The 25,639-nt window shown below is 56.4% G+C and carries 20 protein-coding genes and 3 tRNA genes; 10 read left to right on the top strand and 13 right to left on the bottom strand.

The window, feature by feature from the left end:
- Positions 1-137 precede the first annotated feature (137 nt).
- Positions 138-213, top strand: a tRNA-Asn gene (locus ACWKXN_RS08075).
- Positions 214-358: 145 nt separating this feature from the next.
- On the opposite strand, the gene ldtA is transcribed toward ACWKXN_RS08075, so the two are convergent.
- The 3 genes from ldtA to ACWKXN_RS08060 all read right to left on the bottom strand — a co-directional run bounded on the left by ldtA (position 359) and on the right by ACWKXN_RS08060 (position 4,489).
- Positions 359-1,255: a L,D-transpeptidase gene (ldtA, locus tag ACWKXN_RS08070; RefSeq protein ID WP_454543608.1), complete on the bottom strand. Its 897-nt coding sequence runs from the start codon at positions 1,253-1,255 to the stop codon at positions 359-361.
- Between the two features lie 61 nt (positions 1,256-1,316).
- Positions 1,317-4,010 (bottom strand): cation-transporting P-type ATPase, encoded by a 2,694-nt coding sequence (locus ACWKXN_RS08065; protein ID WP_454543607.1) that lies wholly within the window; start codon positions 4,008-4,010, stop codon positions 1,317-1,319.
- A gap of 47 nt (positions 4,011-4,057) precedes the next feature.
- Positions 4,058-4,489: a universal stress protein gene (locus tag ACWKXN_RS08060; protein WP_023312348.1), complete on the bottom strand. Its 432-nt coding sequence runs from the start codon at positions 4,487-4,489 to the stop codon at positions 4,058-4,060.
- Positions 4,490-4,885: 396 nt separating this feature from the next.
- Here ACWKXN_RS08060 and ACWKXN_RS08055 point away from each other — a divergent pair, with 396 nt between their 5' ends.
- From ACWKXN_RS08055 to ACWKXN_RS08045, 3 genes are read left to right on the top strand one after another with little or no spacing between them, the layout of a single operon-like run.
- Positions 4,886-5,971, top strand: coding sequence for an efflux RND transporter periplasmic adaptor subunit (locus tag ACWKXN_RS08055; RefSeq protein ID WP_048979811.1), 1,086 nt, complete (start codon positions 4,886-4,888; stop codon positions 5,969-5,971).
- Positions 5,971-9,033 (top strand): efflux RND transporter permease subunit, encoded by a 3,063-nt coding sequence (locus tag ACWKXN_RS08050; RefSeq protein WP_454543606.1) that lies wholly within the window; start codon positions 5,971-5,973, stop codon positions 9,031-9,033. The genes ACWKXN_RS08055 and ACWKXN_RS08050 overlap by 1 nt, the downstream gene beginning before the upstream one ends.
- Complete coding sequence (locus tag ACWKXN_RS08045; protein WP_167819429.1) at positions 9,030-9,995, top strand: acyltransferase; 966 nt, start codon at positions 9,030-9,032, stop codon at positions 9,993-9,995. The genes ACWKXN_RS08050 and ACWKXN_RS08045 overlap by 4 nt, the downstream gene beginning before the upstream one ends.
- Here the strand turns inward: ACWKXN_RS08045 and pagP are convergent.
- Positions 9,992-10,567 carry a lipid IV(A) palmitoyltransferase PagP gene (gene pagP, locus ACWKXN_RS08040; RefSeq protein ID WP_224979140.1) on the bottom strand — a complete coding sequence of 192 codons (576 nt, stop codon included), beginning with the start codon at positions 10,565-10,567 and terminating at the stop codon, positions 9,992-9,994. The genes ACWKXN_RS08045 and pagP overlap by 4 nt on opposite strands.
- Positions 10,568-10,822: 255 nt before the next feature.
- On the opposite strand from pagP, the gene shiA reads away from it, so the two are divergent.
- The 3 genes from shiA to ACWKXN_RS08025 all read left to right on the top strand — a co-directional run bounded on the left by shiA (position 10,823) and on the right by ACWKXN_RS08025 (position 15,458).
- Entirely contained in the window at positions 10,823-12,139 is a 1,317-nt protein-coding gene (gene shiA / locus ACWKXN_RS08035) for a shikimate transporter (protein WP_454543605.1), read from the top strand.
- Between the two features lie 73 nt (positions 12,140-12,212).
- Complete coding sequence (locus ACWKXN_RS08030) at positions 12,213-13,667, top strand: AMP nucleosidase (protein WP_023312354.1); 1,455 nt, start codon at positions 12,213-12,215, stop codon at positions 13,665-13,667.
- A gap of 18 nt (positions 13,668-13,685) precedes the next feature.
- Complete coding sequence (locus ACWKXN_RS08025) at positions 13,686-15,458, top strand: aminopeptidase P family protein (protein WP_221702115.1); 1,773 nt, start codon at positions 13,686-13,688, stop codon at positions 15,456-15,458.
- Positions 15,459-15,602: 144 nt separating this feature from the next.
- On the opposite strand, the gene ACWKXN_RS08020 is transcribed toward ACWKXN_RS08025, so the two are convergent.
- Together ACWKXN_RS08020 and emmdR are read right to left on the bottom strand one after the other, a co-directional pair.
- Positions 15,603-15,678 (bottom strand) — tRNA-Asn (locus ACWKXN_RS08020).
- A gap of 103 nt (positions 15,679-15,781) precedes the next feature.
- The gene (emmdR, locus tag ACWKXN_RS08015) at positions 15,782-17,236 is read right to left on the bottom strand and encodes a multidrug efflux MATE transporter EmmdR (RefSeq protein ID WP_123282383.1); all 1,455 of its coding nucleotides are present in this window, start codon (positions 17,234-17,236) and stop codon (positions 15,782-15,784) included.
- A 161-nt stretch (positions 17,237-17,397) separates the two neighbouring features.
- Here emmdR and ACWKXN_RS08010 point away from each other — a divergent pair.
- Together ACWKXN_RS08010 and ACWKXN_RS08005 are read left to right on the top strand one after the other, a co-directional pair.
- Positions 17,398-17,473: transfer RNA gene (locus ACWKXN_RS08010), tRNA-Asn, on the top strand.
- Between the two features lie 53 nt (positions 17,474-17,526).
- The gene (locus ACWKXN_RS08005; RefSeq protein ID WP_454543604.1) at positions 17,527-17,862 is read left to right on the top strand and encodes a gamma-glutamylcyclotransferase family protein; all 336 of its coding nucleotides are present in this window, start codon (positions 17,527-17,529) and stop codon (positions 17,860-17,862) included.
- Between the two features lie 47 nt (positions 17,863-17,909).
- Here ACWKXN_RS08005 and ACWKXN_RS08000 read toward each other — a convergent pair whose 3' ends face one another.
- The 4 genes from ACWKXN_RS08000 to dacD all read right to left on the bottom strand — a co-directional run bounded on the left by ACWKXN_RS08000 (position 17,910) and on the right by dacD (position 21,314).
- Positions 17,910-18,245, bottom strand: a complete 336-nt coding sequence (locus tag ACWKXN_RS08000) for a DUF496 family protein (RefSeq protein ID WP_008499467.1) — start codon at positions 18,243-18,245, stop codon at positions 17,910-17,912.
- A 158-nt stretch (positions 18,246-18,403) separates the two neighbouring features.
- Positions 18,404-19,462 carry an FUSC family protein gene (locus tag ACWKXN_RS07995; protein WP_454543603.1) on the bottom strand — a complete coding sequence of 353 codons (1,059 nt, stop codon included), beginning with the start codon at positions 19,460-19,462 and terminating at the stop codon, positions 18,404-18,406.
- Positions 19,463-19,554: 92 nt separating this feature from the next.
- Positions 19,555-20,028: a DNA gyrase inhibitor SbmC gene (gene sbmC, locus ACWKXN_RS07990; RefSeq protein WP_048980206.1), complete on the bottom strand. Its 474-nt coding sequence runs from the start codon at positions 20,026-20,028 to the stop codon at positions 19,555-19,557.
- 119 nt (positions 20,029-20,147) lie between these two features.
- On the bottom strand, positions 20,148-21,314 hold the full coding sequence (gene dacD, locus ACWKXN_RS07985) for a serine-type D-Ala-D-Ala carboxypeptidase DacD (RefSeq protein WP_032658759.1): 1,167 nt from the start codon (positions 21,312-21,314) through the stop codon (positions 20,148-20,150).
- 198 nt (positions 21,315-21,512) lie between these two features.
- Here dacD and sbcB point away from each other — a divergent pair, with 198 nt between their 5' ends.
- Complete coding sequence (gene sbcB / locus ACWKXN_RS07980) at positions 21,513-22,949, top strand: exodeoxyribonuclease I (RefSeq protein WP_454543657.1); 1,437 nt, start codon at positions 21,513-21,515, stop codon at positions 22,947-22,949.
- Positions 22,950-23,061: 112 nt separating this feature from the next.
- On the opposite strand, the gene plaP is transcribed toward sbcB, so the two are convergent.
- The 3 genes from plaP to ACWKXN_RS07965 form a co-directional block, all read right to left on the bottom strand.
- Positions 23,062-24,420: a putrescine/proton symporter PlaP gene (gene plaP / locus ACWKXN_RS07975; protein ID WP_023312362.1), complete on the bottom strand. Its 1,359-nt coding sequence runs from the start codon at positions 24,418-24,420 to the stop codon at positions 23,062-23,064.
- Positions 24,410-24,472 carry a membrane protein YoeI gene (gene yoeI, locus ACWKXN_RS07970; RefSeq protein ID WP_099458931.1) on the bottom strand — a complete coding sequence of 21 codons (63 nt, stop codon included), beginning with the start codon at positions 24,470-24,472 and terminating at the stop codon, positions 24,410-24,412. The genes plaP and yoeI overlap by 11 nt, the downstream gene beginning before the upstream one ends.
- Before the next feature lie 219 nt (positions 24,473-24,691).
- Positions 24,692-25,621 (bottom strand): LysR substrate-binding domain-containing protein, encoded by a 930-nt coding sequence (locus ACWKXN_RS07965; RefSeq protein ID WP_096151385.1) that lies wholly within the window; start codon positions 25,619-25,621, stop codon positions 24,692-24,694.
- Between the last annotated feature and the right edge of the window lie 18 nt (positions 25,622-25,639).

The following is a 25,639-nucleotide window of genomic DNA, read 5'->3' as shown; positions in this document are numbered from 1 at the left end:
TATACCCGCACCATGACGGTGCATTCCGCTGCCAAAAACATCACTTTGCCGATTTTGTCAGCAAACGATCAAAAGGCGTTGATCCACCCTTTGACAAGGCGAACGCAGGTCGATAATATGCGCCCCGTTCACACGATTCCTCTGTAGTTCAGTCGGTAGAACGGCGGACTGTTAATCCGTATGTCACTGGTTCGAGTCCAGTCAGAGGAGCCAAATTTGAAAAGCCTGCTTTTAAAGCAGGCTTTTTGCTTTTCTGCGCAAGGTAAATGCAAAACGGCAACCGGGTTGCCGTTTTTAGTGTTTGCACCCTCTCCCGCGGGAGAGGGCTGGGGTGAGGGCACCAGCCCGCACTATCCCTTCACATGCCGATCTTAACCGGCATCCCCGACCGCCGTTCCAGCTCAGCGCCCGCGCCCTCGTTTATCAGCTGCGTCCGCTGCGCGGCTGAAATGGGGAGAGGCACTTTGCTGGTCGATTCAAACTCCGCGCGGTTACGTGATAATGGCTCGTGAACCTCCACCCAGCGGCTGCCGTCCGGCTCCGTGGTCATCTTTACAGGCCGATCGATAAGCTGCACGCGGGTTCCCACGGGAACGTTATCGAAAAGATACTTGATGTCGTTATTACGCAGACGAATACAGCCCTGACTCACCCGCAGCCCGATGCCGAAATTCGAGTTTGTGCCGTGAATGGCATACAGCCTGCCGATATAAATCGCATACAGCCCCATCGGGTTATCCGGCCCGGCGGGCACGAATGCCGGCAGCGTTTTCCCTTCTGCCGCATAGGCACGGCGCGTGTTCGGCGTTGGAGACCAGGTTGGCCCCTCCTGCTTACGCTCAACGGCCGTCACCCAGTTACGCGGGGTTTCACGCCCGGCCTGACCGATGCCGATGGGCAGCACTTCAACGGTGTTACCGCCAGGCGGGTAGTAGTAGAGGCGCATCTCCGCCGCATTGACGATAATGCCCTCGCGGACGGTGTCAGGCAAAATCAGCTGCTGGGGTATCACCAGCCGGGTGCCGGGTTTGGGCAAAAAAGGATCCACGCCCGGGTTTGCTTCCAGCAGGTTGCTCAGCCCCTGCCCGTGCTGCGCGGCAAAGGCTTCCAGAGGCAGCGTATTGCCTTCGGGAACGGTGATGATAATCGGGGTGCCCACCAGACGACTGCCTTCCGGCGGGAGCGTATAGTTTACGGCAAACGCACCGGGTACAGCGGCACACAGCGTAAGGACGAACCAGGTAAGTCGAATCATAGTTTTCTGCGCTCACAAAAGAGAAAGCCCGGACTCAGGCAGGCTTTCTCAGTTTACGCTATCACGCCTCGGTTTTGCGCCACCTGCGCGTCAGCACTTTCTCCGCCTCGACAATAAGGAACATCACAAAACCAATCAGGAAGGTGATGACCCAGTAGCGGAACGGCAGCGCTTCGGTGCCAAAGAGCATCTGCATGAACGGTGCGTAAATGATAAGAAGCTGTAGCGCCAGCAGTACGCCGCTCACGATCCAAATCCCTTTGTTCGCCAGCAGGCCTTTGCTCAGCGAGAAGCCGTCATTCACGCGGCAGTTGAGCATGTAGAACCACTGCGCAGTGACCAGGGTTTGCAGCAGCACGGTGCGGATAAATTCTGCCGAGTAGCCGCGCGGCTGTAGCCAGGCTTCCAGCACGAAGGCGCTGATGGCAATCATCAGACCGACAAACACCACGCGCCAGATGGCATAGCCGTCCATCACATGGAGATTCGCCTTGCGCGGTGGCCGGTTCATGATGTCCTTCTCACCCGCTTCAAACGCCAGGCCAAACGACAGCGTTGCCGACGTCGCCATGTTCATCCACAGGATCAGGACCGGCGTCAGCGGGATCAGGTTCCCCGCCAGCAGCGCGATGATAATCAGCAGAGCCTGCGCGATGTTGCTGGGGATAACGAACAGAATGGTCTTTTTCAGGTTATCGTAAACCCGACGCCCCTCGTGCACCGCGCTGGCAATGGTGGCAAAGTTGTCATCCGTTAACACCATGTCGGCGGCTTCCTTGGTCACTTCAGTCCCCTTAATCCCCATGGCGATACCCACATCCGCCCGCTTGAGCGCGGGGGCATCATTTACGCCATCCCCGGTCATGCCCACGACTTCCTGTTTACTTTGCAGAGCCTGCACAAGGCGGAATTTATCCTCCGGGCTGGTTCGGGCGAAAATATCGTACTGCTGTGCGGCGTCGCTCAGCTGACGATCGTCCATCGCCTCCAGCTCACGTCCGGTGATAGCGCTTGCGGCGTTACCAATCCCCAGCATTTGCCCAATGCTCATTGCCGTTTGCGGGTGGTCGCCGGTGATCATTTTCACGCGGATCCCGGCCTGCAGACAGTCGGCAATGGCGGTAATGGCCTCCGGACGCGGCGGATCCATCATTCCTGCGATACCCAGCAGGATCACGCCGTCATGCAGGTCCGGATGATCCAGCTCGCGTTGTCCCTCGTGGGCAGGTTTCCAGGCCGCAGCCACCATGCGCAGCCCTTCACGGGCATACTCTTCAATCTTCCCTTCCCAATAAGGCTGATCGAACGGCTGCAGCCCGTCATTCGTCTGCTGGTACTGGCAGAGGCGGAACAGGACGTCCGGCGCGCCGGTGATTAAAATCACCTCTTCATCGCCTAGCCGGTACAGCGTGGACATGTATTTATACTGTGAATCAAACGGGATTTTACTGCGCATTTCGGTATCGACCGGTGGGAGCGGGATTTTCGCCGCCAGCACCTTCAGCGCGCCCTCGGTTGGGCCCCCGGTGATTTTCCACAGCCCCTGCTCGTCTTTGATCAGCTGGCTGTCATTACAGAGATCAATGGTGCGCAGGTAGCGTTCCAGCAGGGAACCCTGCGTCACGCTGACGGGCGTCGGGTCCTCTACGGGGTGAATATTCCCCACCGGTTCGTAGCTGTCGCCCTCCACGCGATAGGTCGTGTCAGCGGTAATCACCGCTTTGACCGTCATTTCATTCATCGTCAGGGTGCCGGTTTTATCCGAGCAGATGACCGTCATCGCCCCCAGCGTTTCCACCGTAGGCAGCTTGCGAATGATGGCCTTGCGACGCGCCATGGCCTGTACGCCAAGCGAAAGGATGATGGAAATGATGGCCGGCAGGCCTTCCGGCACGGCGGCAACGGCGAGGCTAATAAGCGACAGCACCAGTTCAGAAACCGGCATATCCCGGAACAGGAGGCTAAAGACAAACAGCGCCACCATCATCACCAGGATAGTGATGAAGATAGTCTTACCGAGCTTATCCATCTGCACCATCAGCGGCGTGCGGTGTTTTTCAATGTCGGACATCATCTGATTGATGTGGCCCAGCTCGGTCTCGCCCCCGGTTGCTACCACCACGCCTTTACCGCCGCCGGAGCTGACGGTAGTGCCTGAGTAGAGCAGATTATACCGGTCACCTAAGGGCAGTTCCCCGCTTAACGCATCGCTGTTTTTCTCAACAACGGTGGATTCGCCGGTCAGGATGGCCTCCTCCACGCGAAGGTTATGCGCTTCAATCACGCGCAGGTCCGCAGGGATACGATCCCCGGCGCGGATCACCACGATATCTCCCGGGACCAGCGCCGTGGTGGGGATCGTTTCGTGATTCCCCTGTCGTACCACCACGGCTTCGCTGGAGAGCATATTGCGAATGCTCTGCAGCGATTTTTCAGCATTGCTCTCCTGGATATGGCCAATCAGCGCGTTAATGATGGCAACCCCAAGGATCACAAACATGTCTACCCAGTGGCCCATGAAGAGCTTAAGCAACGCGGCCACCAGCAGAACATAAATCAATACGTCGTTAAAATGCGCCAGGAAGCGCAGCCAGGCGGGTTTGCCCTTTTTTTGCGGTAACGCATTCTCACCGTGCTGCTGCAGTCGGGCTGATGCCTCAGTGCCGCTAAGGCCTTCAAGGGTGGAGTGAATATTCGACAGGGTTTCGTCAACGGTTTGTTGATAATACGGACGTTCAGGTTTTCCTGTTTTCATCGTTCCTTCCTCAGGTTCTATTCAGAAATCACCTTGCTTCTCTGTAATTAACGAATAACGAAAACAGGAACATGTGCGTAACGAACAATACTTGCCGCCTCCGATCCTAACAAATGGGTTTGAATATTTGGATTTCGCGAGCCGACAATAATCGCGCCGACGGTAAGTTCATCCGCCAGCTTAATAACCTCATCACGAACATTCCCGCTACGGACGTGGAGATGAACACGCTCTTCTGGCAGATTTACTTTTTTGACCAGGTCAGACAGCTTTTCTTTTGAATTATTAATCATATATTCATCCATCTTGCGCGCATCTGAAATAAAACCACGCGTCAGTTCGGCTGAAAATTTGGGCATGACGTGCAGCAAATGAATGTCACCCGATGCGCTTTGCGCCAGAAACTGTGCATGCTGCAACGCTTTATCCGCAAGGCTTGTCTCGTAGACATCCACCGGAACGAGAATGTTTTTATACATATCGAGCATCCTTTTTATAACCAACACGAGAGTGAATGAAGCAAAAAAACGCATTAAATGCAGGGGGTTGCCCTTAATGCCAGTTACGGTAAAAAAAGATGATTAACATTAAACGTAGCACAGGAATATCAGGTTTAGCGCTTCCCCACTGATAATGGTTATTTAACATTTATCTTTTCGCCGACTATGCTCATAGTCAGCTACCGCTTCCGGCTCATGGAGGAATGTATGTATGGTTTAAGCCTGATCCGTCTGGGTATGTTTATTGCGCTTGCCATTATCGCCAGCACGGCGATTGGTTTATTTACCTATATGGTCGTCACTGTTCTGGCAGAATAGTGTCACCCCTGTCCAGGTTATGGAATAAATAAAACAGTTATTTATTAGGGGAATACAGTGAACCGCTACCTCTCTCTTTTACCGTTCGTTTTGTTAACGCTCACGGCGTGCGACCCGAAACCGAAGCAAGACTCTCCCCTTCCCAGGATGGTAAAAGTGGCGGAGGTGACGGTTCCCGGTCACGCCCAGCAGCGCGTTTTCCCCGCCCGCATTGAATCGGGCGATGCCACAGACCTTTCCTTCAAGCGCGCAGGTCAAATTGAAGCGCTCGACGTGCGTCAGGGCGCAGCCATCAAGCAGGGGCAACAGCTTGCCAGACTGAACGCCCGTGAAGCCCAGCAGCGGGTTAACGACAGACAAACGGCGGCGACGCTGGCCCAGAGGCAGTTCGATCGCTTCCAGACGCTGGCGGGCCGGAAGGCGATTTCGAAAGCGGAAATGGACGTGCAGCGTGCGAACCGCGATTCGGCGAATGCGGCGCTGCAGATTGCCCGGGAAGAGCTGAATCAGATGACGCTCGTCGCCCCCTTCAGCGGGACGGTGGCCAGCGTACATGTCCGAAACCATCAGGTGGTGTCCCCCGGACAGCCCATTGCCACGTTAACCCGCACCGACCTGCTTGACGTGGTGTTCAGCATCCCTGAAAACCTGTTTAAGACCTTTGATATCCGCAACGCGCAGTATCGCCCGGTAGTGAGAATTAACGCCATTCCGGATCGGGAATTTACCGCCGTCTACAAAGAGCACTCGGGCAGCAGCGACAGCAATACCCTGACCTGGCAGGTGATACTGACCATGCCGCGGCCAGATGATTTTCCCGCCGTCGGCGGCGTAAGCGGTACGGTGACCATCAATTTAACCAACCTCCCGGCGGGCGCGGACGCTCAGGCGCTGGTCGTCCCGGTTGAGGCAGTTTTTAACCCGGACAACAGCCCGCGCAATGAACCGCACGTCTGGGTCGTAACGGGCGAAGGCGACGCGCTCCATCTTGAAGACCGCAAGGTCAGCGTGGGGCAAGTGAGCACCGAAGGCGTGGTGATCACCAGCGGGCTTAAGGCGGGCGAGCGCGTGGTGGCCGCGGGCGTTGGGGAGCTCCATGCTAACCAGCCGGTGCGTATCTGGACGCGTGAACGGGGCCTGTAATGGATATCTCTCGTCAATTTATTAATAACCCTGTTCGCGTCTGGCTAACGATCCTGCTGCTGGGCATCGGGGGGATTTTCGCCCTGTTGAATATCGGCAGGCTGGAAGATCCCGCCTTTACCATCAAAACCGCTGTGGTGGTCACCCACTACCCCGGCGCATCCGCTCAGCAGGTTGAAGAGGAGGTAACGCTTCCGCTGGAGAATGCCCTGCAGCAGCTGCCTTATCTGGATAACGTCAGCTCTATCTCGTCAAACGGTCTGTCGCAAATCACCGTTAACATCGCGTCACGCTATCACTCGAACGAGCTGCCGCAGATTTGGGATGAACTGCGCCGCCGCGTGGGCGATGCCTCGCGTCAGTTCCCGCCCGGCGTCGTCACGCCCTTTGTAAATGACGATTTCGGCGACGTGTTCGGCTTCTTCTTCGCCATTTCCGGGAATGAATTCAGCAACCCTGAACTGGTGAGATACGCGGAGCAGCTTCGCCGCGAGTTAATTCTGGTCCCGGGGGTTGCGAAGGTCGCCATCGGTGGGGCGATTAGCCAGCAGGTCAACATTGATATCTCCCTGAGCAAAATGGCCGCGCGCGGCATTACGCTGAACCAGCTTTCCGCCCTGCTCAGCAGACTTAACGTTGTTTCCAGCGCAGGAGAAATCACCTCCGGCACCGAATCCATTCGCCTGCACCCGACCGGCGAGTTCGGGAATCTTGATGAACTGGCGGATCTCATCATCACGCCTTCCGGCACCGGGGCGGCGACGCGTCTGCGGGATATCGCCACGCTGTCGCGCGGGCTGAACGAATCGCCAGCCAGTATCTACCATGCCAACGGCAAAAAAGCCGTCACCATGGGCGTCTCGTTTATTCCCGGGGTGAACGTGATCGACGTGGGCCACGCGCTGGAGGCGAAGCTAAACCAGATGTCGGCGGAAAAACCGGCCGGCATACGGATAGACCTGTTTTACGATCAGGCCGCCGAAGTGGGCCATTCCGTTAACGGTTTTATTATTAACTTCCTGATGGCACTGGCGATTGTCATCGGCGTGCTGCTGATTTTTATGGGCGTACGCAGCGGGATCATCATTGCGGTTTCTCTCGCCCTTAACGTGCTGGGCACGCTGCTGATTATGTATCTGTGTGGCATTGAGCTCCAGCGCATCTCGCTTGGGGCGCTGATTATCGCCCTCAGCATGCTGGTGGATAACGCCATCGTGATTGTCGAAGGGGTATTGATTGCCCGACAGCAGGGCTCCCCGCTGTTAACCGCCGTAAACTACATCATCCGCCGCTCCGCCCTGCCGTTGCTGGGGGCGACGGTGATTGCCATCCTGGCGTTTGCCCCTATCGGGCTGTCGCAGGATTCCACCGGGGAATACTGTAAATCCCTGTTCCAGGTGCTGCTGATTTCCCTGATGCTGAGCTGGTTCTCGGCGCTCACCCTCACCCCGGTGCTGATTAAGTGGTGGTTGTTTAAAAACGACAGCGCGCCCGATAAAACCGACGAGTCAGACCCTTACGATAAACGACTCTACCGCGCCTACCAGCGCCTGCTTAACATGCTGCTGAGCCATAAGGCACCGACGCTCATTGTGATGGCTGCGCTGCTGGCAGCGTCTGTCTGGGGCTTCGGCGCCGTACGGCAAAACTTTTTCCCGTCGTCTAATACGCCCATTTTCTTTGTCGACCTGTGGTTACCCTACGGTACCGATATCAAGTGGACTGAGAAAATGACCAGCGATATCGAAAAAACCATTAACGGCCAGCCTGGCGTGGAGACCACCGTCTCAACCATTGGTCAGGGAAGTATGCGCTTTATTCTGACCTACAGCGGACAGCGCCAGTACAGCAACTATGCGCAGATCATGGTGCGCATGGACGACCAGCGCAACATCTCCGCCCTGACGCGCCACGTGGACGAGTACATCGCGCGAAACTATCCGCAGGTCAACGCCAGCACCAAACGCGTGATGTTTGGCCCCTCCGGCGACAGCGCCATTGAGGTGCGCATTAAAGGCCCCGACCCTGACCGGCTGCGCCTGATTGCCAGCCAGGTGGACAACATCCTCACCCGCGATCCGGCCACGGGCAGCGTCAGGAACGACTGGCAAAACCGCAGCAAGGTGATCCGCCCACAGTACGTTGCCGCCCTGGGCCGCGAGCTTGGCGTAGATAAGCAGGACGTCGACAACGCGCTGGAGATGAACTTCTCCGGCAGCCGGGCGGGGCTGTATCGGGAAGGCAGTGACCTGCTCCCGGTCGTGGTGCGCCCGCCTGAGAGCGAACGGCTGGACGCCAGTCACCTGAACAACGTGCTGGTCTGGAGCCAGACGCGGCAGCAGTATATCCCGCTGAGTAACGTCGTCAGCCGCTTCTCGCTGGAGTGGGAAGATCCGCTCATCCTTCGACGCGACCGCTCGCGGGTGCTGACGGTGCAGACGGACCCGGACCCGCTGAGCCAGCAAACCTCCGGGGACATTCTCGCCCGGGTGAAGCCGCAGGTAGATGCCCTTCCCCTGCCACACGGCTACAGCATCGAGTGGGGGGGCGACGCGGAAAACTCCAGCGAAGCGCAGCAGGGGCTATTCACTACGCTACCTCTCGGGTATCTGGTGATGTTTGTCATTACGGTGCTGATGTTCAGCTCGGTAAAAAATGCGGTCGCTATCTGGCTGACCGTACCGCTGGCGCTGATTGGCGTGACGCCGGGATTTTTACTTACCGGCATTCCCTTTGGCTTTATGGCGCTGATTGGTCTGCTGAGCCTGAGCGGAATGCTCATCCGCAACGGCATCGTGCTGGTGGAAGAAATCGAGCAGCAGAAAACGCAACAGGATCAGCACAGCGCGATCGTGTACGCCGCGACCTCGCGTCTGCGCCCCATCCTGCTCACCGCGTTTACGACCGTACTTGGCCTGGCTCCGCTGCTGCTGGACGTTTTCTTCCAGAGCATGGCCGTTGTGATTATGTTTGGACTGGGGTTTGCTACAATCCTGACGCTGCTGGTACTCCCCGTGATCTATGCGTGTTTCCATCGTAAGGACGAAGCCAAACAACAATGAATGCGACAGGGCTGAACATTATCAAGACGCTGGGCTGTATGACGGCGGTGACCTTCTTTACCATCTACAACACCTGGGATCATTATGATTATGACTATCACTGGATCCTGGGGTTTTTAACCTTTATTTCAACCATCGCCACACCGCTGTTTTTTGTCGTTGCGGGCTATCTCGACGGACAATCACGGCACGGCACCCGCTGGCAGCTGGGTAAAATTAAAAGTCTGGTGATTGTTTTTCTGTTCTGGATAACGATCTACTACCTGTGGGAGCCCTATCAGCGCGGGTATTTAATCCAGCCCTGGTTCGTGTTTGCGTTTGTGGTGATTTACACCTTCCACCCGGCGGTGGAGTGGCTCAGCCAGCGGCGAGGGCTGTTCTGCGGCGCGATTGCCGCCCTGCTGCTCTTTTCCTACGGATACGATCTGCTGTCAGCGCTCTATCCTGGAACGCACGTCCTTTCTCTTTCACCGCAGTATCGGCTGTGGACGTGGCTGCTGTTTTATCTGACGGGGCAACTCTTTTGCGACCCGAAAATTGCCGAGTGGATTAGCCGCAAAAATGTCGTCAGGGCGGCGGTTGTCGCCATCCCGTTTATCTACCTCTTCACCTGGTTTTACGAGCGCCACTTTTTCTTCGCCCTGTTCAAGGCGGACAGAAACGCCTTTATTCTCACCGGCTCGCAGATTTACATTTTGATCATCGCGCTGGTGATTGCGGCGAACGGCGTGCGCTTTCGCCGCAATGCTGAATTTAAGGAGTCCATTCTGGCCGCCATCAGCAAAACGATGACTGGCGTGTATATTGTGCACTACTCGGTGTTTCATCTGCTGACGGCGCTGATACCGGTGACCTCTCTCGGTATGAAGCTGGCGCTGATTGTGCTCACCTTCGTCACCTCAGTTCTGTTCTCCATGCTGGTATTGTCTAACGCCGTGGCAAAAAAGGTGATCACCCTTTAGAAGCCTAAGCGCAGCCAGGCAAAGAGCACGTTGCCGTTGTTATAGGTTCCGGGAATATAGGTGAACTGGACGGTAACGCGCTTATACCCGGCGGAAAACAGCGGGAAGATAAACGGTAGCGGGACATAGTTTGCAAAATCATCTCGCGCCGTGATGCCCGCCGCGGCACCGAGCCCAAGACGGAAATCTTTGGCATCATCCAGATACCAGCCCTTCTCCCAGCCATAGCCCATCGCGGGCTGCCATTCGTTGTGCGAGTCCTTGAACATCATTGCGAACAGCGCGCTCCAGTTGCCCTCTTCGTTATAGCGGGAAACGCCCAGCCCGCCGCCCCACGGCATTTCATTGTAATTGTCGGTTTTTTCTTTGTCGTACATAAAGCGAGCATGCCAGCTCAGAAACGGCAGGTACAGGTCGTAACGTTGGGGCTCTTCCCAGGTTTGCGAAATATCATCCGTCAGCGCATTCCACCAGCCGCTGATGCGTTGCTCACCGTAGACGCTGGGCTCCGCGTTAAGCGGTGCGACGAATAAAAACAGGACCATCCAGAATGCCGAAAAGGTGCGTTGCATCGTTATTCCCTCAGCTTAACTTACGCAGCGGTCACTATTACTGTAAACCATTCAGCCTTTAACGGAGCCAGAAGACACAATTATCTCGCTCAGGCGGGGATGAAATTTATTTATTCAGCACCATCCGGAAAGATAAAAACGTTTTCTCAGGCGTTCTGTCGCGGTAGTCTCATAGGTTCCGTTTATATGACGGCCGCTATGTGAGTGACCTTTTCTTATACCAATAATTAAAAAATCAGTACGGACAGGACAACTATGGACTCCACCCTCATCTCCGATCGTCCCAACGAGGAGACACCTTCGCTCAATCGTGCCCGCCGCGCAGCCTTAGGCAGCTTCGCGGGTGCCGTCGTCGACTGGTATGATTTTCTGCTTTACGGCATCACTGCCGCCCTGGTGTTTAACCGCGAGTTTTTTCCCCAGGTCAGCCCTGCGATGGGCACGCTCGCCGCGTTTGCCACCTTCGGGGTCGGCTTTCTGTTTCGCCCGCTGGGCGGTGTGATCTTCGGCCACTTCGGCGACCGCCTGGGCCGCAAGCGCATGCTGATGCTCACCGTCTGGATGATGGGGATCGCCACCGCGCTGATTGGTATTCTCCCTTCGTATTCCGCCATTGGCTGGTGGGCGCCGGTACTGCTGGTCACCCTGCGCGCCATCCAGGGATTCGCCGTCGGCGGCGAATGGGGCGGTGCGGCGCTTCTGTCCGTAGAGAGCGCGCCGAAAAATAAGAAAGCGTTTTACAGCAGCGGCGTACAGGTCGGGTACGGCGTGGGCCTGCTGCTTTCCACCGGGCTGGTATCGCTAATCAGCCATCTCACCACCGACGAGCAGTTCCTGAGCTGGGGCTGGCGTATTCCGTTCATCTTCAGCATCGTGCTGGTCATCGCCGCGCTGTGGATCCGTAACGGGATGGAGGAGTCGGCTGAGTTTGAAAAACAACAGCTGGAAAAACCGCTCGCCAAAAAGCGTCTGCCTGTGATGGAAGCGCTGGTTCAGCACCCTGGCGCTTTTCTGAAAATTATCGCCCTGCGCCTGTGCGAGTTGCTGACGATGTATATCGTCACCGCCTTTGCCCTGAACTACTCGACGCAGAACCTCGGTCTTCCCCGCGAGCTGTTCCTGAATATTGGCCTGCTGGTCGGCGGGATCAGCTGTCTGACTATCCCCTGCTTCGCCTGGCTGGCGGACAGGTTTGGCCGCCGTCGCGTTTACATCACCGGGGCGCTGATTGGCACCCTCAGCGCCTGGCCATTCTTTATGGCGCTCGAGGCGCAGTCGATCTTCTGGATTGTCTTCTTCGCCATCATGCTCGCCAACATCGCTCACGATATGGTGGTCTGCGTGCAGCAGCCGATGTTCACCGAACTGTTTGGCGCAAGCTACCGCTACAGCGGCGCGGGCGTGGGCTACCAGGTGGCAAGCGTGGTCGGTGGCGGATTTACGCCGTTTATTGCCGCCGCGCTGGTGACCTTCTCCGGCGGCAACTGGCACAGCGTGGCGATTTATCTGCTGGCCGGTTGCCTGCTGTCGGCGGCGACGGCGCTGCTGATGAAAGAGACGAGCCACGGCTGATCTCCCTTTTGTTTCACAGGCGTGTGACATACTATCGGGTAGAGTCGCACACCTGTGGAACAAGGAGACAGAGATGAATAATAAGGGCTCCAGCCTGACCCCGGCTCAGGCGCTGGAAAAACTCGACGCGCTGTATGAACAGTCCGTCAACGCGCTGCGCGGCGCCATCAGCGAATATATCGAAACAGGGAAACTTCCCGACCAAAAGGCCAGAACCGAGGGCCTTTTTGTTTATCCATCGCTCTCTGTGACCTGGGACGGCAGCGCCAGCAGTAATCCCAAAACCCGCGCCTACGCGCGCTTTACCCACTCCGGCTGCTACAGCACCACCGTCACCCGCCCTGCGCTGTTCCGCCCGTATCTGGAAGAACAGCTTACGCTGCTGTACCAGGATTACGGCGCGCACATTGCCGTTGAGCCCTCACAGCATGAGATCCCGTATCCGTACGTGATTGACGGTTCGGCGTTAACCCTTGACCGCTCCATGAGCGCGGGGCTGACCCGCCACTTCCCGACGACGGAACTTTCCCAGATTGGCGATGAGACGGCCGACGGGATTTATCACCCGGCAGAATTTTCTCCCCTGTCGCACTTTGATGCCCGACGGGTCGATTTCTCTCTGGCGCGCCTGCGCCACTACACCGGTACGCCAGTCGAACATTTCCAGCCGTTCGTGCTCTTTACCAACTACACCCGCTACGTTGATGAGTTTGTCCGCTGGGGCTGCAGCCAGATCCTCGACCCGGAGAGCCCGTACATCGCGCTGTCCTGCGCGGGCGGGATCTGGATCACCGCTGAAACCGAAGCGCCCGAGCAGGCCATTTCCGACCTGGCGTGGAAAAAGCACCAGATGCCCGCCTGGCACCTGATCACCGCCGACGGCCAGGGCATCACGCTGATTAACATCGGCGTTGGCCCGTCAAATGCCAAGACCATCTGCGACCATCTGGCGGTGCTGCGCCCGGACGTTTGGCTGATGATTGGCCACTGCGGCGGCCTGCGTGAAAGCCAGCTGATTGGCGACTACGTGCTGGCCCACGCTTATCTGCGCGATGACCACGTGCTTGATGCGGTGCTGCCGCCGGATATCCCAATCCCGAGCATCGCCGAAGTACAGCGCGCGCTGTATGACGCCACCAAGGAGGTCAGCGGCATGCCGGGCGAAGAGGTTAAACAGCGCCTGCGCACCGGTACGGTCGTCACAACGGATGACCGCAACTGGGAGCTGCGCTACTCCGCCTCCGCGCTGCGGTTCAACCTGAGCCGCGCGGTGGCGATCGATATGGAGAGCGCCACCATTGCCGCGCAGGGGTATCGCTTCCGCGTTCCTTACGGCACGCTGCTGTGCGTCTCCGACAAGCCGCTGCACGGTGAAATTAAGCTGCCGGGCCAGGCCAACCGTTTCTACGAAGGGGCTATCTCTGAGCATCTGCAGATTGGTATTCGTGCGATTGATTTACTTCGCGCGGAGGGCGACAAGCTGCATTCGCGCAAGCTGCGCACCTTCAACGAGCCGCCGTTCCGCTAATCACGATAAGGAAAAACAATGTCCAGCACATCACCGCTCTCTGCCCTGCGCCACTGGCTTGAGGCCAGCCATCTCGACGGGATGATCGTCCCGCGCGCGGATGCCTGGCAGAGCGAATACTGCGCGCCTTACGACGAAAAGCTGGCCTGGCTGACGGGCTTTGACGGTTCGGCCGGCGTGGCGCTGGTGCTGAAAAACAAAGCGCTGCTGTTCGTCGACGGGCGCTATCAGGTTCAGGCGCGCGTTCAGGTCAATACGGATGAGGTTGAGATCCACCACCTGCACAACGAGCCGCTGGCGGAATGGCTGGCAGAAAACGTTGAGTCAGGAACGCGCATCGGTTTTGACGCGCTGCTGATGACCAACGCGGAATTTGAGCAACTGTCTGCCACGCCGTGCGAGCTGGTGCCGCTGAAGGCCTCGCCGTTTGACACGCTATGGACCGATCGCCCTGCCGCACCGGCGGGGCTTATCCGTGAGATGCCGGTTGAACACAGCGGCGAACGCAGCGCGGACAAACGTCAGCGCGTCGCCGCCGTGCTGGCCGCAAACAATGTGGATTATCTCGCCGTCACCCTGCCGGATAACATCGCCTGGCTGTTAAACGTCCGCGGTGCGGATATCCCTTACAGCCCGGTACCGCTCTCCTTTGCCCTTCTCGGTCGTGACGGTCACGTTGAGTGGTTTGTTAACGACAATAAGCTCAGCGCCCTGCCTGACGGTGTGCGCAATGCGTTCACCATTGCGCCGCAGGATACCTTTATTGAACGCTGCCAGCAGATTGCCGTAGGCAAACGGGTGATGATTGATGCCGATTCCGCGCCGGTTGCCCTGCGCTTCGCCGTTGAACCACGGGGAGAAATTGTCTGGCGGACCGATCCCATCACCCTGATGAAAGCGACTAAAAACCCGGTCGAGCTGGCAGGTTATCGCGAGTGCCATCACCGGGACGGGGCCGCGTGGGTCAACTTCCTCGCCTGGCTGAGCCGCGAAGTGCCGCGGCGCGAGGCGGCAGGACAACCGCTCACCGAGCTGGACGCGCAGGCGCAGCAGCTTGCGTTCCGTCAACAGCAGCCCGGGTTCATCGAGCAGAGTTTTGCAACCATCTCCGCCTCTTCGAGCAATGCGGCGATGTGCCACTACCATTCGAGCGAGGCCAGCAATAAGCCCATCGGCCATGACCATTTTTACCTGAACGATTCCGGAGGTCAGTATGCTAATGGCACCACCGATGCCACGCGCACGCTGGCGTGGGGTAACGTCGATCCGCAGCAGCGCCTGCACTACACTGCCGTGCTGAGAGGCTTCCTGTCGCTCATTACCCTGCAGTTCCCTTCCGGGACTCAGGGGCATCAGCTGGATGCGTTTGCGCGTCGCCCGCTGTGGGAGATGGGGCTGGATTACGATCACGGCACGGGGCACGGCGTGGGGCACCAGCTGCTGATCCACGAGAACCCGCATCGCATCGCCAAAAAGGTTAACCCGTGGCCGCTGGTGGCGGGCAATATCATGACTATCGAGCCAGGCTACTATCTGGGCGATAGCCACGGTATTCGTATTGAAAACCAGGTGGAGATTGTGGAGAGCCGTCCGGGTTTCTGCAAATTTGCCTCGCTGACGCTGATCCCGATCGACTTAAGTCAGGTTGAGCTGCATCTGCTGAGCGAGCAGGAAAAGCAGTGGCTGGATGCGTATCACCGGCAGGTTCGCGAGGTGCTTTCACCTCTGGTGAATAGCGATGCGCGTGAGTGGCTGGTTGAGGCGACGGCGCCGATTGGTTTGGGTCGATAGTGCATTGTGCGGGCTGGTGCCCTCACCCCAGCCCTCTCCAGCGGGAGAGGGTGCACACACTAAAAACGGCAACCCGGTTGCCGTTTTGCGTTTACCTTGCGCAGAAAAGCAAAAAGCCTGCTTTAAAAGCAGGCTTTTCAAATTTGGCTCCTCTGACTGGACTCGAACCAGTGACATACGGATTAACAGTCCGCCGTTCTACCGACTGAACTACAGAGGAATCGTGTGAACGGGGCGCATATTATCGATGCTCCCCCGGGATGTCAAAGGCAGAATGCACATTTCCGATCGTTTGCCGAATTATTCTCCACTTCGCGCAATTGTCAGGCATTTTTCCGCGGATATTTCCACAGCCAGCGTCCGCTGACCATCCGCCAGTAGAACAGCGCGCCCCGCACGGCCCAGTCGAGGAACATCCCCAGCCAGACGCCGACCACACCCCATCCGAGCATCACCCCGAGCGTATACCCCGCGACAACGCGACATCCCCACATGCCGAGCATCGATACCCACATCGCAAAGCGGGCATCGCGTGCCCCTTTCAGCCCGGCGGGTAATACCCATGAGGCTGCCCAGATGGGCATAAAGGCCGCGTTGAGCCAGATGAGGATCTTAACAACCTCTTTAACGTCGTCTTCGTGGGTATAGAACGAGGCCATCAGCCCGGCAAACGGCGCGGTTCCCCAGGCGATCAGCGTCAGCCCAATGGTCGACAGCCAGAACACGTGCCGCAGCTGCCGCTCCGCCTGGCCTATCTGCCCTTTCCCGAGCCGCTTACCCGTAATAATGGTGGATGCTGAACCCAGCGCGTTACCCGGCAGGTTAATCAGCGAGGCAATAGAGAAGGCGATAAAGTTACCGGCGATAACGTCGGTGCCCATCCCGGCGACAAACATCTGCGTGAGCAGCTTCCCGCCGTTGAACAAGACCGATTCAATGCTCGCGGGAATGCCGATGCCCATCACTTCCCAGATAATGGCGAAATTAAAGGGGCGGAAATAGCTTTTTAGCGTCAGACGCAGCGAGGGGGTGATCCCCGCCATCAGCACCCCGATGATGGCTGCCGCACCGATATAGCGTGAAATGGTTAACCCCAGTCCGGCACCGACGAACCCCAGCCCCTCCCACGAGAACACGCCGTAGATCAGCACGCTGCTGATAATGATATTCAGGATATTCATCCCGCCGTTGATCAGCAGCGGAATTTTGGTGTTGCCCGCCCCGCGCAGCGCACCGCTGCCAATCAGCGCAATGGCCGCCGCCGGATAGCTTAAGACGGTCATTTCCAGGTAGGTCAGCGCCAGGTCTTTAACCTCGTTAGTGGCCTCCCCGGCGACAAAATCGATAATCTCTTTACCGAAATAGTGGATCACCGCCGCCAGAACGATCGAAAAAATGGTCATGATCATCAGCGACTGGCGGGCCGCCTCGCGTGCACGTTTGGGATCAAGCTTGCCGAGGCTAAAGGCCACCACCACCGTCGTCCCGAGGTCTATGGCGGCAAAGAACGAGATCACCACCATGTTAAAGCTGTCCGCCAGCCCAACCCCTGCCATCGCCTCTTTCCCCAGCCAGCTCACCAGGAAGGTGCTCAGGACCCCCATCAACAGAACGCAGGTATTTTCCAGGAAGATAGGCACGGCAAGAGGGGTGATTTCACGCCAGAACAGGACACGATAGCTTTTACGTTTTGCATACCATGGCGTGCGCATTATCGCCTGGCGTAAGGAGGCAGTGACGTTCAAAATGGACCTTAGCGAGAAAAGTTGAAACTCCATTTCAAATGATGGGGGACAAATGCTAATCCTGCAAAGTATTTTCCAGAAAAAGATGTGTGGATTTACAACAAACTGACGACAGAATCAGCAATCAGTCGATTTTCCCTAAGATCAGGTTTGACAAAAGTTTTTTCGCCGCTAAGATAAGCCTCCACAACGATTCCTCTGTAGTTCAGTCGGTAGAACGGCGGACTGTTAATCCGTATGTCACTGGTTCGAGTCCAGTCAGAGGAGCCAAATTTAAAAAGCCTGCTTTTAAAGCAGGCTTTTTGCTTTGCGGATGAGGGAAAATGAACGCTCTGTTTGTCTACGGCACGCTGCGCCCGGGCCACGCTAATGCGCATATTCTTGAAGACATCGGCGGCGAATGGCTGGCCGGTTCCGTATCCGGCACGTTTTACGAACGCGGCTGGGGCGCCGCGGCGGACTTCCCGGGAATTGTGCTCCACCCTGGCGGCCCCCGCGTCGAAGGCTATCTGTTTATCTCGGATAACCTTGCCGCACACTGGCAAATGCTGGACGAATTTGAAGACGGCTACGATCGGGTTGAGGTCACGGTGACCACCCTTGAAGGCAAGCAGGTTCAGGCCTGGATTTATCAGCTACAGCCGCGTTCTGAATCATAAAAAAAGGCTCTCTGTCACCAGAGAGCCTTTTTCATTATTCGCTGCGATTACTCGCTTTTTGCTTCGCCGTTTTTGATTTCGCCCATCACTTTCAGCTTTTTAGAGATGTCGCGACGCTCTTTGGACAGCTCAGCGTTTTTGATGATGTAGTCATCAACGCGGTCTTCATAGTCGCTCTTCATGCTGGCGATGATGCCCTGAATAGCTTCAACGCTCATACCTGGCTTGATGTAGTCGCTCAGGTTGTCGAGCAGCAGAACACGTTTCTGGTTGTCACGGATCTTCTTCTCAACGTCCTGGATTTCACGCTGCAGCTTGTTTTTGCGGCGGAACAGGCGGACGAATTCCAGAACATCCTGGAACGAAGGCTTGGTAGTTTCCATTTTTACACCCCTGATAATGTGAGATTCGGATTCGTTAAGGCAACCGTTGTAACAATAACCTTACTGACAGCGGCTGCGAATGACAATGAGTATATCGTTTAAAGCTATCATAACCCCAATTGCTGCTGAATCGAAGCAGCAGCCGTCACATACGCCTTTTATTTGCGCAGCGCCCGGCAAATAAGGTGCGATAACAGCTCAAGCTGCCGCGCCAGTTCCATGCTCAGCCAGACGTAGCCATGAATAGGCGTTTCCGCAACGTTATCGCTCTGGCGTTCATTGATTAACTGCTTCAGCTCCGCAACGATCTCATTCAGCCGCTCGCTGTTGGCCAGTATCGGCTGCGGATTCCCTTCATAGAGCGCATGGGCAATGGTCAACAGCGTTTGCTGCGTCATCTGCTGGGTCTCTTTGAGAGTCTGCGCGTTAAGCATCAACAGATGGCTGGGACGCGAGGCCCAGTGGGCGTTGATTTGCAGTTCAAGCATGCAGACCAGATTGCGGCTTACCGTCTGGATGGCTTCGAAAATCGATTTCTGAATACGGGTTTCTTTGCTGGCGGGCGTGATCAGGCCGCGCATTTTGACCACGTCGTTGAGGATCGTTTGCAGATGCTTTTCCAGCCGGGGACGCTCGACCAGATTCGGAGAAAAACCGGCCTGATAGACGCGGTTAAAGGCGGTGACGTAGTTCGCCATCTGAATACGCCAGTGCAGAAAAGCGCGCTGCGGCCAGATACCGGTGAAGAGCATGGCCAGCAGTGACCCCAGGATGACATCCCCGCTTCGCCACAGCGCGGTGGTCATATCCTCGGCGGGCGCACCGACAACCACCGCGAGAGTAATCCCAATCAGCAAGGCCTGATACGGTCTTTTGCCCAACGCCAGCCAGCCGCACAGGAACATGGCGGCCCCGCACCATGCCAGCATCACGGGAAATGAGATGAGCTCCAGCTTCAGGGCAATAAGCCCAAGGGCCGAGCCTAAAACCGTCCCGCCAATTCGCTCAAAGGCGCGCGGAACAACGTTCCCCCAAAACGAGATGGGCCCCATCACCACCACCAGGGTAATCAGCGGCCACGTCCCTTCCGGAACATCAAGCAAACGGACCAGTACAAACGTCAATACGAACGCCAGCGCGATGCGGCACCCGTGCACCACGCGGTAATGTTTGTACAAGCGAATTTCAAAAGGGGTTAATGATTTGTCGGGACGCACACCCGCTCTCCAGCTACACGGCAAATCACAATTGTACTGTGTTTTCAGCCGGGCGGATCGCTCCCGGCTGAAAAACCCTTCATTTAGCAGGCTTAAGCCGTTTTATGCTCTACCGCGATATACATTTCGATATCCCAGTAGCCGTCTGCATTGCCGTCATTGAGATAGCGTTCGAAGCAGGGTTTAAGCGCCATCTGGTACTTATTGTCCTGCAGCAGAGAGTTGAAGAACTGATACCACGGCGTGGCGAAGTCGTAGTTTTCCACGCGCGCCGACGCCACGGCATAATCACCGCCCGCGATTTCCGTCATCATGACGCCTTCGCTGTTTTCCGGGATAACGAAATCGTCCGGCACCGTAACGGCCGTATCGCAGCGCAGTTTTTCTGCCGGGACCTCATCGGGGTTATCGTAGTAGACCGCAACCCACTCCAGCGGCTCAATGTGGCGCCCGTCCACCCACATCACCAGCTGTTCAAAGCCCTGTTTAACCGTTTGTTCCCACGGTCCGACCAAATGAAAACCGGCAATCTTACGTTTCTGTTGCTGCTTGATGCTGTAGTCCATGCTGCCTCCATTTATTACTGTATATTTATACACTATAAAGCTGGATTACTATTATCGGCAAACGAGGAGTGTTTATTATGTGAGCAGACTCGCAACCCTGCCAGTCTGCCCATCAGCGGTTAAAGCGTGTGGTGGAGATAATCGCTCATGCGAGAGAACAGTCCGCCCTTATCAACGGCTTCCAGCGTCACCAGCGGCCAGTGCGCCACCACCTTGTCACGGTCATAGAGCTGGATCTCCCCGACCCGCTGATGCGCAGCAATCGGCGCTTCCAGCTCTTTTTTATCCAGCACGTATTTGGCTTTGATGTTCGGCACTTCCGCTTTCGGCAAGGCCAGCCAGAAGTCCTGGTCGGTGCCCAGTTTCACCTGCTCCTTATCGCCGTACCAGATACGCTCTGTCCCCACTTTTTTACCGCTATGCAGGATTTGCACCGTATCGAAGTTCTGCTGCCCCCAGTGCAGCAGTTTTCGGGCCTGGTCCTCACGGCCTTTCGGGCTGTCCGCCCCCATCACCACCGCGATTAAACGGCGCTGCCCGTCAACGGCGGACGCAATCAGGTTAAAGCCCGCCCCCGAAGTGTGCCCCGTTTTAAGCCCGTCCACGTTCATGGTTTTATCCCACAGCAGGCCATTACGGTTTTGCTGGGTGATCCCGTTCCAGGTCAGGCTCTTTTCGCTGTACATATGATAAAACTCAGGCTCGCCGTGAATGATGGCCCGGGAGAGTACGGCCAGGTCATAGGCCGAGCTGTGCTGGCCCGGCGCGTCCAGCCCGTGGACGGTTTCAAAGTGCGTATCGCGCAGGTTCAGCTTCTGCACGTAGTCGTTCATCATCTTCACAAACTGCGGCTGACCGCCCGCCACGTGATCGGCCAGCGCCACGCAGGCGTCGTTGCCGGAATCGACAATCAGACCGCGGCTTAAATCACGCACGGAGACGCGATCGCCCTCTTTCAGGAACATCAGCGATGAGCCGTCAAAAACCGGGTTGCCCTTTGCCCACGCGTCACGCCCGACGGTGACAATGTCGTCCGGCGTAATGCGATGGCTATCAATGGCCCGATCAACCACATACCCCGTCATCAGCTTGGTCAGGCTCGCCGGATTACGTTGTTGATGTTCGTTGCCCGCCGTTAAGATCTGACCAGTCGTGTAGTCCATCAGCACCCAGGAGCCAGCCTGAATGGCCGGAGGCTGCGGCGAAAAATCCAGTGGTTCGGCCGCAAAAGCAGATGAGACACTCGAAGCGAGTAAAGAAACAGCAATAAACAGACGGCGTTTCAACGGTATATCCTCAGGTCAGTAAAAATCGATGACCTTTTTACGGGAGTTCTGATGTCGTTACCTGGCTTAATTGCAAAAAAATGTGACAGAGCACAGATTTTTCTCTGAAGCTGGCGCGCAAATTTGCTCGACGGCGGTGCTTTTTATTCGGTCTGAACCGCACGATCGTTTACCATAGTGACGTCATTTTTTAACAGGATGGTATTACTGGTGTCTGACTCTGCCGCTCGCCCGACTTTTTTATTCCATGACTACGAAACCTTTGGCACACACCCGGCGCTGGACCGACCGGCGCAGTTTGCCGCCATCCGTACCGACGACGAATTCAACATTATTGGCGAGCCTGAGGTCTTTTACTGCAAACCGGCTGATGACTACCTGCCGCAGCCCGGGGCGGTCATGGTCACCGGGATCACGCCTCAGGAAGCGCGCGAGAAAGGCGTTAACGAGGCAGAATTCGCCCGACGCATCCACGATCTGTTTACCGTCCCCAATACCTGCGTGGTCGGTTACAACAACATCCGCTTCGATGACGAAGTAACGCGCAACATCTTCTATCGCAACTTCTACGATCCCTATGCCTGGAGCTGGCAGAACCGCAACTCATGCTGGGATTTGCTCGACATCATGCGCGCCTGTTATGCCCTGCGTCCTGAGGGCATTAACTGGCCGGAAAACGAGGAAGGGCTGACCAGCTTCCGGCTGGAACACCTGACGCGCGCCAACGGCATCGAGCACAGCAATGCCCACGACGCGATGGCGGACGTCTATGCCACCATTGCCATGGCGAAGCTGGTGAAAAACGCGCAGCCCCGGCTGTTTGAGTATCTGCTGAGCCACCGCAGCAAGCAGAAGCTCATGACCCTTATCGACGTACCGCAGATGAAACCCCTGGTGCATATCTCCGGCATGTTTGGCGCCTGGCGCGGTAATACCAGCTGGGTCGCCCCGCTGGCCTGGCATCCGGACAACCGTAATGCGGTCATCATGGTGGATTTAGCTGGCGATATTTCGCCGCTGCTGGAGCTCGACAGCGATACCCTGCGCGAACGGCTTTATACCCCGAAAAATGAACTCGGCGATCTGCCCGCGGTGCCGGTCAAACTGGTGCATATCAATAAATGTCCGGTACTCGCGCAGGCGAATACGCTGCGCCCGGAAGATGCGGACAGACTGGGCATTAACCGTCAGCGCTGCCTCGATAACCTGAAAGTGCTGCGCGATAACCCGCAGGTGCGCGAGAAAGTAGTTGCTATCTTTGCCGAGGCGGAGCCGTTCGTGCCGTCTGAAAACGTGGATGCCCAGCTCTACAACGGCTTCTTCAGCGATGCCGACCGCGCGGCGATGAATATCGTTCTGCAAACCGAGCCGCGTAACTTACCGGCGCTGGATATTACTTTCGCCGATAAACGCATCGAAAAGCTGATGTTTAACTACCGCGCACGTAATTTCCCCGGCACGCTGGACGAGGCAGAGCAGGATCGCTGGCTGCAGCATCGTCGCAATGTCTTTACCCCTGAGTTCCTTAATAGCTATGCCCAGGAGCTGGAAATGCTTTATGGCCAGTATGAGGGGAATGCTGAGAAACAGGCGCTGTTGAAATCCCTGTTCCAGTACGCTCAAGAGATTGTCTGAGCGAGCGGTATAAAAAAAGCCGGAGGCGATGTCTCCGGCTTTTTTTTGCCCGCTGGCACAGGCCAACGGGTGTGTCGTTTTGTAGGCCGGGCAAGCGCCACCCGGCGAGTCATTACGCGACGTCTTCGTACTGAGGAACCGGGTTACGGAAGCTCTTCGTGACGCAGGCCAGGTAAATCAGGCCGATACCCGCCCAAATCAGGCCAAGCACCATAGAGCTCTCTTCCAGGTTAACCCACAGCGCGCCCACGGTCAGGGCACCGCACATCGGCAGGAACAGATACTGGAAGTGATCTTTCAGCGTCTTGTTACGCTTTTCACGGATCCAGAACTGAGAGATAACCGACAGGTTAACAAAGGTGAACGCCACCAGCGCACCGAAGTTAATCAGCGCCGTTGCCATCACCAGGTCAAAGTTAATCGCCAGAAGCGCAATGGCACCGACCAGGATGATGTTCATTGCCGGAGTACGCCAGGTTGGATGAACGTAGCCGAAGAAGCTTTTCGGGAATACGCCATCGCGGCCCATCACGTACATCAGACGCGCAACGCCTGCATGCGCGGCCATACCGGACGCCAGTACGGTAATGGTGGAGAAGATCAGCGCGCCAACCTGGAACGCTTTACCCGCCACATAGAGCATGATTTCCGGCTGAGACGCATCCGGATCCTTGAAGCGGGAGATATCCGGGAAGTACAGCTGCAGGAAATAGGTCGAGAAAATAAAGATCAGACCGCCAATCAGCGCCGTCAGGAAGATGGCGCGAGGGATCACTCGCTCTGCATCTTTCGTTTCTTCAGACAGGTTGCTGATGCCGTCAAATCCGGTAAAGGAGAAGCACAGAATGGTTGCCCCGGTAATCATCGGGATCACATGGGCATCACCAGACCAGAACGGCTTGCTGCTCGCCAGAGTGCCGGCGCCTTCGCCGTGGAACACACCGTAAATCACCATGCCAAGAATAACGGCAATCAGGACAACCTGAAGGACGACGATCACGGAGTTAAAGTTGGCAACGGACTTAATGCTGCGCAGGTTAAAGGCGGTCATAAAGGCCACCAGCGCTACGACGAACATCCAGGATGGAATCGACGGCACCAGCGCTTCAAAATAAATTTTTGCCAGCAGAATGTTGATCATCGGCGCGAACAGATAGTCGAGCAGCGAAGACCAGCCCACCATAAAGCCAACTGTCGGGCTGATGGATTTCTGGGCATAGGTGTAGGCGGAACCAGCAGACGGATAGCGACGCACCAGTTTACCGTAGCTCAGCGCGGTAAAGAGGATTGCAATCAGCGCGAAGCCATAAGCCGTCGGCACATGACCGTCTGTGAGGCCTGATACGATACCGAATGTATCGAACAGCGTCATCGGTTGCATATAGGCAAGGCCCATCATAACAACCGGAATCAACGTAAGCGTTTTACGTAATTCCACGCGAGAGGTGTTTGGAGTTGCGTTATGCGACATAGTTATTCTCCTTTACGGTGATAACCGCCACGTAAGCGAAAAATTGCCCCATTTCTTTCTTCCTCAGCGACAACAACTGTCGGATTTTAGTAAATATCTATCCGGTACGAAGCCCGGCCTCTTGGTTTTTAGTTTCGTTTCGTACATGCAAAAAAAAATAACCGACGCCTTTTATATCGTCGATTATTCATTTGGTTGCAGCGGCCGCATTTTGCCCCACATCGGATACAAAAGGCAATACTTTGCAAAGCATGGGACAATTTTCTTTTTACTAACTGGCTGATTTCTGGACGTCGGGCTGAGAGTAAACGGCGGCGATAGCACTATTTGCTAAAATCTCGTCTCGCCACCAGGCGCTTGCAAGCCCGGCAGTTTGTTCATTCCAGCCTACCCACACCGATTCATTACTGCTTTGAGCAAGTACCTGTTTTTCAACAAGCGCGCCGCTGTCAATAAACCGCTGCGCCAGATAGCGCGGTAAATAGCCGCAGCCCAGGCCGCTTATTTGCAGTTCCAGCTTGGTTTTAAAGTCGAAAACGGTAATGGCCTCCTGCTCATCAAGCAGCTGCGAGGAGACCGAGCATTCCGGACGAGAGCTGTCCCCGACCACGATGGCGCGATAGCCTTTAATCACGCGACGGTTAAGCGGCTCGGGTTCCTGAGCCAGCGGGTGATGGGGCGCCACGGCAAATACCTGCTCCAGCACGCCCAGCCGGGCAAAACCAAAATCACTCAGCTGGGGAGGCTCATGGAGTGCACCGACAAAGATATCCGCCCTGCCCTGCGTTAAGGCATCCCAGGAGCCACCCAGCACGCCATTGATAAAGATAAGCCGGGTCACGCTGTGGTGTTGATAGAAGGCTTCAATCAGCGGCGTCAGGAGAGAAAACGGAAAAGTATCATCCACGCCAATAACCAGCTCGTTTTCCCAACCCTGATGAAGTTTTACGGCCTGTTTTTCGAGTTCACGAACGGTATGGAGGACTTCACGGCCTTTTTCCAGCAGCATCTGTCCGGTACGGGTGAAACGTGCGCGGTGCCCGGTGCGATCGAGGATCTGGATATTGAGATCGCTTTCCAGTTTTTGAACGGTATAGCTCAACGCAGATGGGGTTTTGTAGAGCTTTGCTGACGCAGCGGCAAAGCTCCCCTCTTTTTCCAGAGCATCCAGAATAATAAGAACATCCAGCAGCGGTTTCATGCTCGCCCCCTTCTGGTG

This window comes from Enterobacter sp. UPMP2060 (genome assembly GCF_053709655.1).
Note: the sequence above shows the minus strand (reverse complement) of the source record. Positions and strands in the feature narration are given on the sequence as shown.